Origin of the sequence: Roseateles sp., from assembly GCF_052436255.1 — a bacterium.
GTDB lineage: Bacteria > Pseudomonadota > Gammaproteobacteria > Burkholderiales > Burkholderiaceae_C > Pelomonas.
In genome coordinates this window covers 1-12,137 of record NZ_JBQVNP010000152.1, presented here as the reverse complement: position 1 = coordinate 12,137, position 12,137 = coordinate 1, and the positions used below count along the sequence as shown (strand labels likewise).

The 12,137-nt window shown below is 68.6% G+C and carries 8 protein-coding genes; all 8 read left to right on the top strand.

The features are described 5' to 3' along the window. The first annotated feature begins 188 nt into the window (after window positions 1–188). The 8 genes from ACT6S0_RS23050 to ACT6S0_RS23015 all read left to right on the top strand — a co-directional run bounded on the left by ACT6S0_RS23050 (window position 189) and on the right by ACT6S0_RS23015 (window position 11,876). Entirely contained in the window at window positions 189–1,103 is a 915-nt protein-coding gene (locus tag ACT6S0_RS23050) for a LysR family transcriptional regulator (protein WP_444766098.1), read from the top strand. A 22-nt stretch (window positions 1,104–1,125) separates the two neighbouring features. After that, a complete protein-coding gene (locus ACT6S0_RS23045) occupies window positions 1,126–1,359 on the top strand; it encodes a DUF2805 domain-containing protein (RefSeq protein WP_444766097.1) in 234 nt (77 codons plus the stop codon). Beyond that, window positions 1,349–2,593, top strand: coding sequence for an AGE family epimerase/isomerase (locus ACT6S0_RS23040; RefSeq protein WP_444766096.1), 1,245 nt, complete (start codon window positions 1,349–1,351; stop codon window positions 2,591–2,593). The genes ACT6S0_RS23045 and ACT6S0_RS23040 overlap by 11 nt, the downstream gene beginning before the upstream one ends. A gap of 313 nt (window positions 2,594–2,906) precedes the next feature. Beyond that, a complete protein-coding gene (locus ACT6S0_RS23035; RefSeq protein ID WP_444766095.1) occupies window positions 2,907–5,543 on the top strand; it encodes a TonB-dependent receptor in 2,637 nt (878 codons plus the stop codon). A 249-nt stretch (window positions 5,544–5,792) separates the two neighbouring features. Continuing rightward, window positions 5,793–6,746, top strand: coding sequence for a glycoside hydrolase family 43 protein (locus ACT6S0_RS23030; RefSeq protein WP_444766094.1), 954 nt, complete (start codon window positions 5,793–5,795; stop codon window positions 6,744–6,746). 107 nt (window positions 6,747–6,853) lie between these two features. Beyond that, window positions 6,854–8,608 (top strand): IlvD/Edd family dehydratase, encoded by a 1,755-nt coding sequence (locus ACT6S0_RS23025; RefSeq protein WP_444766093.1) that lies wholly within the window; start codon window positions 6,854–6,856, stop codon window positions 8,606–8,608. A gap of 13 nt (window positions 8,609–8,621) precedes the next feature. After that, the gene (locus ACT6S0_RS23020; RefSeq protein WP_444766092.1) at window positions 8,622–10,208 is read left to right on the top strand and encodes an aldehyde dehydrogenase (NADP(+)); all 1,587 of its coding nucleotides are present in this window, start codon (window positions 8,622–8,624) and stop codon (window positions 10,206–10,208) included. 126 nt (window positions 10,209–10,334) lie between these two features. Next, on the top strand, window positions 10,335–11,876 hold the full coding sequence (locus tag ACT6S0_RS23015; RefSeq protein WP_444766091.1) for an alpha-N-arabinofuranosidase: 1,542 nt from the start codon (window positions 10,335–10,337) through the stop codon (window positions 11,874–11,876). Window positions 11,877–12,137: the final 261 nt, after the last annotated feature.

The window sequence follows — 12,137 nt, the reverse complement described above, 5'->3', positions numbered from 1 at the left end:
GCCGCCACCGCCGCCACCGCAGGCCGTCGCCCCCAGGGCGGCTGCCGAGGCGAGCAGGACGTGGCGGCGCGTGGGCGCGGCTCCAGGGCAGATGGGCGGGGGCATGGCGGCTCCGTGGCAGGCAAAGGCGGCATGCTGATGCGCGCCGGCTGGCGCGTGAATTCCAGAATTGGTGATACCTTTTCGGCATGAACCCGGCCGGTCTGCGCAGCATCGACATCCGCCAGCTGCGCTATTTCCTGGTCGTTGCCGAGGAGCTCAACTTCCGCCGCGCGGCGGAGCGGCTGCATCTGACCCAGCCACCGCTGTCAAGGCAGATCGCGGCACTGGAACAGGCCCTCGGCGTGGCGCTGCTGGACCGTGCCCTGCCGGGCACCCGGCTGACCGCCGCGGGCGAGCAGGCGCGCCGCGAGTTCGCGCAAGTCGTGCAGGCCTTCGACGCGGCGCTGGCGCGGGTCGGCACGCTGGCCGCGGCGCCGCGCCAAAGCCTGCGCCTGGGCCTGCCGTGGTGGATGGACATGAGCGCCTTCGCGACGCTGGACCGCGAATGGCGTCGCGCCACCGGGCTCGCGCCGCTGGAGCCGGTGCTGGAGATCGGGCCCGAGCTGCTGGCCGGCCTGCTGCAGCAGACGCTGGACGCCGCGCTGATCGCGATGCCGCACGACCTGCAGGGCCTGCGCCACACCCAGGTGGCGCGGCTGCGCCATGTCGCCCTGGTGCCGGCCGCCAGCCCGCTGGCGCGCAAGCGCGCGCTGCGCCTGGCCGACCTGCAGGCCGGGCCGGTGTTCCTGCGCTTTGCCAAGCGCGCCAACCCGGCGCTGTGGACGCATTACCAGCGCCAGTACGACGCCCTGGGCTTCCAGCCTGCCCGCGAGCGCGACGCGCCGGGCACCTCGGCCACCATCGCCCAGATCGCTGCCGGCCGCGGCTGCACGCTGATGCCGCAGGCCCTGGCCCGGCAGCGCTACCCGGGCGTAGCCTACCGGCGCCTGCTCGACGAAGTCAGCGTGGACCTGTACATGGTCTTCAGCGAGGCGCTGGAGCCCGCGCTCGTGGAAGCCTTGACCGCGCAACGGGCCCTGTTTCAGGTGGCCATCGGCTGACGGGCCGCGCCACAATCCGCCCATGGCCAAGCCCGCACCCAAACTCAGCCCCGACGACATCCAGCGCGTCATCGCCACCGCCTTCGAAGACGCGCCGCCCTACACCAAGGTCCTGCTCATGCATGGCATTGGCCATGGCGAACTGGTGGCCCTGCTCAAACGCGAGCTGACCCCGGCGGCCTACAAGCTCTGGTCCGCACGCGGCCGGGCCAGCAAGGGGCCCACCAAGAAGGCGACCTGGCCGCATGGCCGCTGAGGTGATGGTCGGTCGCCGGCCCGCTCTTGCGCTGTTGGCAGCGCTGGCTGCCTGCACCGACCCGGACGCCCGCTTCCGCAACCGCATCGACAAGGGCTGGCACCGCGACGATCTCGAAGCGCTGCTGCTGCATTGGCACCGGCATGCGCCGCGGCCCGACGGCAGCTTCCAGACGCGTTTCGACCGCGCCTGGAAGCCCTTGTCGCAGCCGGAGCTGGAACTGACCGCCCAGGCCCGCCTCGTCTACACCTTTGCGGCCGGGCACGAATTCATCGATGACGCGGGTTATCTGGCGGTCGCGCGGCGCGGCGCGGACTATCTGCTGGAGCGCTTCCGCGACCCGGTGCATGGCGGCTTCTTCCACACCGTGGCCGCCGATGGCAGCCCGCGTGCGGTGGTCAAGCGCGCCTACGGCCATGCCTTCGCGCTGCTGGCGCTGGCCGAGGTTTATCGCGTCAGCGGCAACGAGCGCTACCGCGACGCGGCCCAGCAGGCCTGGCGCGAGATCGAGCTGGGCTTCGGCGACCTCGCCGGCGGCCTGGTCAACGAATGCGACCGTGAGTTCAAGCCCATCGCCGGTGGCCGCACGCAGAACCCGGTCATGCACATGTTCGAGGCCCTGCTCTGCCTGCGCGGGGCCAGCGGCGACAAGACGGCCGAGGCCGGTGCAAGGCGGCTGGGCGACTTCGTGGCCTACAAGCTGCTGCAGGGCCAGGGCGAGTCCGAGGGTGGCGGTGCCTTCGTCCCCGAGTGGTATGACGCAGCCTGGCAGCCCCTGCCCACCAAGGCGGCCGGTGGCTACATCGACATCGGCCACCAGTTCGAATGGAGCCATCTGCTGATGACCGGCGCGCCCGTCGCGCCTGTCTATGCTCAGGTGGCCGAACGCGTACTGGCCTATGCCTTGTCGGCCGGCTACGACGACATCGACGGGGGCTGCGGCATGCGCGCCTTCCCCGACGGCGGCAGGGCCGACATGCGCAAGGGCTGGTGGCAGCAGGCCGAGTGCATGCATGCCCTGCTCGTCGCCGCCCAGGCCACGGGCCGCACCGACCTGTGGCGTCGCTACGAGCAGACGCAGGCGCTGGTCAAGGAGCAGCTCGTCGATGCCGAGCACGGTGGCTGGCGCATGGCCGACGCCCTGCCCTGCAAGAGCGGCGGCTGCAAGGACGAGCAGCCCGACCCGTATCACATGGTGCGCCTGCACCAGGCGGCGCTCAAGGTCGCGAGCTGAGGCGGGTTCGGCACGCAACGCGGCCGCCACGGTGAACCCGCGGCGCGACACGCCGTTGTTCCAGCTCTACATCGGCCGCGCGCTGAGGTCGCGCCCCGCGCGGTCGGGCCGCGGAGAGCGCGGCCCGCTCTCCTGGGAGCGCTAATGGCTTACCCGGATTCGCGATGCCAAAGACAGCATCGAGAAGTCCAAAAATGTGATTAGTCGCGGATCGGTCGGCCCCCTAGCATGAATTCAGACCCCAGCCACAAGGCCCCGAGAGGCCGGTGACGCTGGGCAGGTTGCCGATCCCAATAACGATTCCGGAGACAAGATGAACCCCACTGCCCAGGTGCCGCTGCACGCGGCCGCCTTCCAGCCCCGTTTCGCCATGAGCCTGACCGCCGCCGCGGCGCTGGCGCTGCTGTCCTCCGCCGCGCTGGCCCAGCAGGCCGCCGCCCCGGCCGCGGAGAACCAGCTGGAGACCGTCGTCGTCACCGGCGCCCGCGCCTCGGCCGAGACGGCGCAGGCCATCAAAAAGAACTCTGATCAGGTCGTCGACTCGATCGTCGCGGAAGACATCGGCAAGTTCCCAGACAAGAACGTCGCCGAGATCCTGGGCCGCGTGACCGGCGTGCAACTGCAGCGCGGCCTGGGCGAGGCCGGCACGGTCATCGTGCGCGGGCTGGGCGGTGTAGCCACGCTGCTGAACGGCCGGGAGTTCTTCTCCGATGCCGGCCGCAACCTGTTCCTGGCCGATGTGCCGGCGACGATGCTCAAGCGCATCGACGTCTACAAGACACAGGAGGCCACGCTGCCCGAGGGCGGCACGGCAGGCGTCATCGACGTGCGTACCAACCGTCCCTTCGACTTCAAGGGCGCCCAGCTTTTCGTCAACGGTCGCATGGAGCACCGTGACAAGGCCGACGTGCGCAACCCCGACCTCAACGCCATGGGCTCCAATCGCTGGAAGACCGATCTCGGCGAATTCGGTGCCCTGGTCGGCCTGTCCTACCAGCGCGGCAAGTACCACGACGAGCGCGCCTGGGTGGGTGACCCGCTGACCTTCACGAACGCCGGCCGCAGCATCGTTGGCGCCGACGCCGTCGGCCGCGTGCTGGACTTGGGCGACCGCAAGCGCTTGGCCGGCAACTTCGCGCTGCAGTGGAAGCCCAGCGCCGACAAGGAGGTCTACCTGGAAGGCTTCGGCACCAGTATCGACCACCGCTACCAGCAGTCCTTCTTGGTGGCCGGCGCCCCCGTCTTCGAGCCGACCTCGGTGGTGACCGTCAAGCCCGGCACGAACTACATGGACACGGTCACCAATTCCAACTACGTCGGCTGGGGCTTCACGTCCACGCAAGCCAAGCGCGACTCGGTCAGTAACGCCCAGGTGGCGCTGGGCGGCCACTGGGACGTGACCGACCGCCTGCGCCTGTCTACCGAGCTGGCGCGCACCAACAGCCAGATCGACTGGGTCAATCGCATCCTGGACAGCGGCTACACGCCCACCAGCACCATTGCCAAGGTGCAGGACGGCGGTGGCTACATCGAGTATCCGGGGTTCGATCTGGCTCGCAAGGGTAACTTCCGCATCAATGGCGGCGTGGACGTGCGCGGCGAGCGTGAGGGCAAGAGCACCGACTGGCGCGGCGACGCCACCTATGACATCGGCGACGGCTTCTTCCGCGAGGTGACGGGTGGCGTGCGCCTGGCCAAGCGTACGGCTATGTCCATCGGCACGACGATGCCGTGGACAACGAGCTTCTCTGCCGTGGGCCGTTCAGCCGCCGATGCGAGCGTGGCCAACATCTTCTCAGTGTCGCCTGCGACCTGGGGCGACTATGGCGTCAAGCAGTACGTCTACGCCGACCGCAACTGGCTGCTGAACAATGGCGAGGCTTTCCGCAAGCTGCTGACCAACGGCAGCGGCGCGCTGACGCCGTATGACCCGATGACGCTGTTCGACGACACCGAGACGACCAAGGCCGTGTATGGCCGCCTGAAGTTCGGCTTCAGCGCCGGCAACGTGCCGGTGACCGGCGTGTTCGGCATGCGGGTCGTGCAGACCGACCAGGAGCTGATGGGTAACTCCCGCAATGCGCAGTCGGGCGTCGTCACACCGGTCAACATCGACACCTCGCGCACCGACGTGCTGCCGATGCTCTCTCTGAAGGCCGAGCTGACGTCCAAGGTGATCGCCCGCTTGATCGCAGGCAAGACCATCGAGCGCCCGGCCTTCAACGACTACAACCCCGGCGTGACCTTCACGCCGCCGGGCGGTGGCGTCACCTACGGCACGGCCTCGGGCGGCAACCCCGCGCTGAAGCCGACGGAGTCCACCAACCTGGACGCGGCGCTGGAGTACTACTTCGCCCGCACGGGCTCCGTGACGGCCACGGTCTTTGAGCACCAGTTCAAGAATCGCGTGTTCGTCCAGACGGTCGAGGCGCCGATCAATGGCGTGCCCTACCGTATCTCGCAGCCGATCAACATCGCCAAGGCCAACCTGCGGGGCTACGAGCTGAGCTACCGCCAGTTCTACGATTTCCTGCCGGACTGGCTCGGCGGCTTCGGCCTGGAAGCCAACTACACCTATATGACCGGCAAGCAGACCGATCCGAACACCGGTGCGCAGGGCCCCTTCCTCGGCCAGTCCAAGTCGTCTTACAACCTGGTCGGGCTGTACGAGCAGGGTCCGGTATACGCCCGCTTGGCCTACAACTGGCGCGCCAAGTTCCTGGCCGAGAAGCCCTACCGCACGACCGGCCGCGAGCTATGGGTCGCGCCGCTGCGCACGCTCGACGCATCCTTCGGCTACAGCTTCAACAAGCAGCTGACGATGTCGGTGGACGTCACCAACCTGCTCAACCAGGCCTATCACGACTACTTCGACCAGACCCCGTCGCTGGTGCGTGACGTGCGCTACTACGATCGCACGGTGGGCGTGTCGGTGCGCTGGAAGCTGTAAACCCTGGCGCCCCTCGTCCGGTCTTGCACCGCTGAACGCGCGCAAGCCCAACCGGTCCCCCGAGGGGACGGCGATGCCCGCGGCATTGAGGCCGCGAGCACATCGCCAGGCGGGCCGGCTTGGGAGCGGCCCGGCGGCTCGGCCCGAAACACCCCGGGTCCTGCGTCGCCGGCCGCGAGACCGGGCCTTCCTCGCCGAGGGCGTTGCACGGGCCTCCCGGCAACGCCCTTCTTCTTTGCCTTGCCCGCCATGTCCGACTTGCTCGAACCCCTGATCCGCCAGCGCGCCGACCCGCACATCTCCCGCCATGCCGACGGCTACTACTACTTCACCGCCTCGGTGCCGCAGTACGACCGCATCGAGATCCGCCGCGCGACGACGATCAAAGGCCTGGCAAGCGCGCCGGTGTTCGACGTCTGGCACAAGCCCGAGACCGGCCCGTATTCCGAGCTGATGTGGGCGCCCGAGCTGCATTTCAACGACGGCGCCTGGTATGTCTACTTCGCCGCAGCGCACACCCGCGCGCTGGACCACCGGGGCATGTTCCAGCACCGGATGTACGCGATCAGGAACACCGCCAGGGACCCGCTCGGCGGCGCATGGGAATTCCTGGGCCAGGTCGACAGCGGCATGGACAGCTTCTGCCTCGACGCGACGACCTTCAGCCATCGCGGCCAGCTCTACTACCTGTGGGCGCAGAAGGACCCGGCCATCCCGGGCAACTCCAACCTCTACCTCGCGCCCATGATGACGCCCTGGCAACTGGGCGGCGCGCCGGTCATGCTGAGCAAACCCGAGTACGACTGGGAATGCCGTGGCTTCCTCGTCAACGAAGGCCCGTCGGTGCTGCAACGCCACGGCCGGGTCTTCATCAGCTACTCGGCCAGCGCGACCGACGCGAACTACGCCATGGGCCTGCTCTGGGCGGATGAAGGCGCCGACCTGCTGGACCCGACGAGCTGGCGCAAGTCCGCCGAGCCCGTCATGCGCAGTGCCGCCGAGGACAGCGTCTTCGGCCCCGGCCACAACAGCTTCACCGTGACGGACGACCCGGACGAGGTGCTGCTGGTCTATCACGCCCGCACCTACACCGAGATCGTCGGCGACCCGCTGTGGAACCCGGACCGCCATACCTTCGTCAAGCCGCTGCGCTGGTCTGCCGAGGGCATGCCGGTGTTCGGCAAACCTTCGCGGCTCGATTGATATCGGTTTCAGTATCGGTACAAGGAGTTAATTGATTGGATTGCGTATCGCCGCCCTCCTAGCATCGTTTCAGACGACAACAAGCGGTCGAACGACAGAGACAAGACATGACGACTGACGACAAGAAGAGCAAGGTCAAGCTGCGCTCGGCCGAATGGTTCGGTACCCAGGACAAGAACGGTTTCATGTACCGCTCCTGGATGAAGAACCAGGGCATTCCGGACCATGAGTTCAACGGCAAGCCCATCATCGGCATCTGCAACACCTGGAGCGAGCTGACGCCCTGCAACGCCCACTTCCGCAAGCTGGCCGAACATGTCAAGCGCGGCATCATCGAAGCGGGGGGCTGGCCGGTCGAGTTTCCGGTGTTTTCCAGCGGCGAGAGCAACCTGCGCCCCACGGCGATGCTGACGCGCAACCTGGCCAGCATGGACGTCGAGGAGAGCATCCGCGGCAACCCGATGGACGCCGTGGTGCTGCTGGTGGGCTGCGACAAGACCACGCCGGCCCTGCTGATGGGCGCGGCCAGCGTCGACGTGCCGGCCATCGTCGTCACCGGCGGGCCGATGCTCAACGGCAAGCTCAACGGCAAGAACATCGGCTCGGGCACGGCCGTGTGGCAGCTGCACGAGCAGGTCAAGGCCGGCGAGATCAGCATGCACGACTTCATGGCCGCCGAGGCCGGCCACTCGCGCTCCGCCGGCACCTGCAACACCATGGGTACGGCCAGCACCATGGCGTGCATCGCCGAGGCCCTGGGCACGTCGCTGCCGCACAACGCGGCGATTCCTGCCGTCGATGCACGCCGTTATGTGCTGGCCCACCTGTCGGGCATGCGCATCGTCGACATGGTCTGGGAGCAGTTGACGCTGTCCAAGGTGCTGACCCGGCAGGCGTTCGAGAACGCCATCCGCGTCAACGCGGCGATCGGCGGCTCCACCAACGCCGTCATCCACCTCAAGGCCATCGCCGGCCGCATCGGTGTGGACCTCGAACTCGAAGACTGGACCCGCATCGGCCGCGGCACCCCGACCATCGTCGACCTGATGCCCTCGGGCCGCTTCCTGATGGAGGAGTTCTACTACGCCGGCGGTCTGCCGGCCGTGCTGCGCCGTCTCGGCGAAGGCGGCCTGCTGCCCCACAAGGACGCGCTGACCGTCAACGGCAAGAGCCTGTGGGCCAATGTCGTCGACGCGCCCATCTACGACGACGAGGTCATCCGCACGCTTGACAACCCCCTCATCGAGGACGGGGCCATCTGCGTGCTGCGCGGCAACCTGGCGCCGCGCGGCGCCGTGCTCAAGCCCTCGGCCGCCACGCCCGAGCTGATGAAGCACCGCGGCCGCGCCGTCGTGTTCGAGAACTTCGACGACTACAAGGCCCGCATCATGGACCCGGCGCTGGTGGTCGACGCCAGCTGCATCCTGGTGCTGAAGAACGCCGGACCCAAGGGCTACCCCGGCATGGCCGAGGTCGGCAACATGGGCCTGCCGCCCAAGCTGCTGGCCGCCGGCGTCAAGGACATGGTGCGCATCTCCGACGCCCGCATGAGCGGCACCGCCTACGGCACCGTCGTGCTGCATGTCTCGCCCGAGGCGCGTGCCGGCGGCCCGCTGGCGGTCGTGCAGGAGGGCGATTTCATCGAGCTGGACTGCATCGCCGGCCGCCTGCACCTGGACGTGCCCGAGGCCGAGCTGGCGGCCCGCCTCGAAGCCTGGGCCGCTGCCCAGACCGTGGACCCCGACGACACCAGCGGCTATCGCAGCCTGTACGTCAAGCATGTGCTGCAGGCCGACGAAGGCTGCGACTTCGACTTCCTGCGCGGCAAGCGCGGCTCGGCCGTGCCGCGCCACTCACACTGATTCCGAGGTTCTCATGAGCAACACCATCCAAGGCCTGGCCCTGATCGACGGCCAGCCGGTGCGCGGCGCCGGCACGCCCTTCCAGGCTTTCGACCCGAGCAAGAACGAACCGCTGGGCCCCGACTTCAATGCCGTTGACGCCGCCCAGGTCTCAGAGGCCTGCGCCCTCGCCGGCGCGGCCTTCGACGCCTACCGCGCCACCAGCGACCACGAGCGCGCCGACTTCCTGGAGCAGATCGCCGCGCAGATCCTGGCGCTGGGCGACGACCTCATCGTCCGCGCCATGGCCGAGACCGGCCTGCCGCGCGCTCGTCTGGAGGGCGAGCGGGGCCGCACGATGAACCAGCTCAAGCTGTTCGCCGAGCTGCTGCGCGAAGGCAGCTGGCAGGACGCCCGCATCGACACCGCGCTGCCCACGCGCACCCCGCCGCGGCCGGACCTGCGGCTGCGCTTCGTCGGCGTCGGCCCGGTGGCCGTGTTCGGCGCCAGCAACTTCCCGCTCGCCTTCTCGGTCGCCGGTGGTGACACCGCCGCAGCGCTGGCCGCTGGCTGTCCCGTCGTCGTCAAGGCGCACTCGGCCCACCCGGGCACGTCGGAGCTCGTCGGTCGCGCCGTCGTCGAGGCCGTCAAGCTCTCCGGGCTGCCGGCCAGTGTCTTCGCGTTGCTGACCGGCAGCGGCCACGGCATCGGCGACACGCTGGTGCGGCACCCGGCCATCCAGGCCGTCGGCTTCACCGGCTCGCGCAGCGGCGGCATCGCACTGATGGCTGCAGCGGCTGCGCGCCCGCAGCCCATCCCCGTCTACGCCGAGATGAGCAGCATCAATCCCGTCGTCCTGCTGCCCGGCGCGCTGGCGGCACGCGGCGCCGACATCGCGACCGGCTTTGCGGCGTCGCTGACGATGGGCGTGGGCCAGTTCTGCACCAACCCCGGCCTCGTGCTCGGCATCGCCGGTGCTGACTTCGACCGCTTTGCCGCGGCGGCCGCAGAGGCGCTCAAGCCCGTGCCGGCGGCCACCATGCTGACCCCAGGCATCGCCAGCGCCTACCAGCGCGGCGAGGACCAGCTCGCCGGCCAGCCCGAAGTGGCCACGCTGCTGCGCGGCACGTCGAGCGGCTGCCAGGGCGCGCCCAGCCTGTTCAAGACGACGGGCGCGGCCTTCCTGGCCAACCACGCCATGCAGTCCGAGATCTTCGGCCCGGCCTCGCTGCTGATCGCCTGCACCGACCTGGCTGAACTGCTCGCCGTCATCGAGGGCCTGGAAGGCCAACTGACCGCCACGCTGCAGCTGCAGGACGACGACGAGAGCGACCTCGCCGCCGCCCGCACCCTGCTGCCGGCGCTGGAACGCAAGGTGGGCCGCATCCTGGCCAACGGCTACCCGACCGGCGTCGAGGTGTCGACGGCCATGGTGCACGGCGGCCCCTTCCCGGCCACCAGCGACGGTCGCAGCAGCTCCGTCGGCACCGCGGCCATCCAGCGCTTCCTGCGCCCGGTCTGCTACCAGAACCTGCCACGCGCGCTGCTGCCGGCGGTGCTGCGCGAGCCGAACGAGCGCGGCGTGTGGCGTCGTCGCGATGGAGCGCTCACGCGGAACTGACGCACGGCCGCTCTGCACCAGGAAAGCCAAATGCAACCACCGAGGCACAGAGAGAACTCCTCTATTCCTCTGTGTCTCTGTGCCTCTGTGGTTGATGTTTTGAATAACAACGAAGGAGACAAACCGATGAAGAAACAACTGCTAGCTCTCGCCGCGACATTGGCCCTCAGCGCAAGCGCCTTGGCCGCCGACATCAAGCTGGTCGTCAACCCCGACCAGCCCGGCCCCGTCATCCACCGCAACATCTACGGCCAGTTTGCCGAGCACCTCGGCACTGGCATCTACGAGGGCATGTGGGTCGGTCCCGAGAGCAAGATCCCCAACGTGCGCGGCTGGCGCAAGGACGTGGTGGCGGCGCTCAAGGACCTGAAGGTGCCGCTGGTGCGCTGGCCCGGCGGCTGCTTCGCCGATGAATACCACTGGCGCGACGGCATCGGCCCGCGCAGCAAGCGGCCCATCAAGGTCAACACCCACTGGGGCGGCGTGCCCGAGAACAACGCCGTCGGCACGCATGAGTTCTTCGACCTCGTCGAGCAGCTCGGCGCCGAGGCCTACGTGAACGCGAACCTCGGCACCGGCACGCCGCAGGAAGCGGCCGAATGGCTGGAGTACATGACCGGCGAGGGCGATGCCACCATCGTCGAGCAGCGCCGCAAGAACGGCCGCGACAAGCCCTTCCGCGTCCACTACTACGCCGTGGGCAACGAGGCCTGGGGCTGCGGCGGCAACATGCGGCCCGAGTACTACGCCGACCTCTACCGCCACTGGGCCACCTTCCTGAAAACGCCGGCCCACAACCGCCCCATCCTGATCGCCAGCGGCGGCCATGGTCTGCAGACGGAGTGGACGGAGGCGCTGAGCAAGGGCGTGCCCAACGTCAACGCCATCTCCCACCATGCCTACACCCTGCCCACGTCCAACTGGGACAAGAAGGGCGCGGCCGTCGGCTTCCCGGAGAGCGAATGGGCCTCGACGCTGGGCAACGTCCAGCAGATCGACGCCATGATCAAGGCGAACAAGGCCGTCCTGGACAAGAACGACCCGTCCAAGAAGATCGGCTTCTACTTCGACGAGTGGGGCAGCTGGTACGACCCCGATCCCGGCAGCAACCCCGGCTTCCTGGTCCAGCGCAACACGCTGCGTGACGCGCTGTTGGCGGCGCTGCACTTCAACGTCTTCCACGCCCACGCCGACCGTGTGCACATGACCAACATCGCCCAGATGGTCAACGTGCTGCAGGCCATGATCCTCACCAGCAAGGACAAGCTGGTGCTGACGCCGACCTACCATGCCTTCAAGCTCTACACGCCCTTCCAGGACGCCACGTCGCTGCCCTTCCAGATCGAGAACAACCCCGTCTACAAGCACGACAAGTTCGAGATGCCCGCGCTGAGCGCGACCGCCGCGCGCGGCAAGGACGGCAAGCTCTACGTGGGCCTGGTCAACAGCCACGCCACCCAGGCCACCGAGCTGGCGCTGCAGGTCGGCGCGAACGCGCCCAAGGCCGCCAAGGGTCAGGTCTTGACGGCCGACACCATGGACGCGCAGAACGAGCTGGGCAAGGCCGCGCAGGTGCTGCCTCAGCCCTTCGAGGCGCGGGCCACGGGCGGCAAGCTGACGATCAAGCTGCCGGCCAAGTCCGTCGTCGTCGTGGCCATCGAGGGCTGATCCCCGGTCCGCCCCGGCCCTCGACCCCTCCCCGACCTGAGAAAGCCTGGGCCCGCCATGTTGCTGGCCCAGGCTTTGCGCTGCATCCGGAGCAGTCACGCGGCATACCAAAACCCGGATCGACCGCGACTGCAATGTCATTGGTGCGCCGCGGCCGCGGCCCTAGGCCCGCCAGAAACCACAACAGATCCGGAGACATTGCCATGGCTCTTCACAATCGCCGCGACATCCTCGCGGGCGGCGCCGCGCTCGCCCTGACCG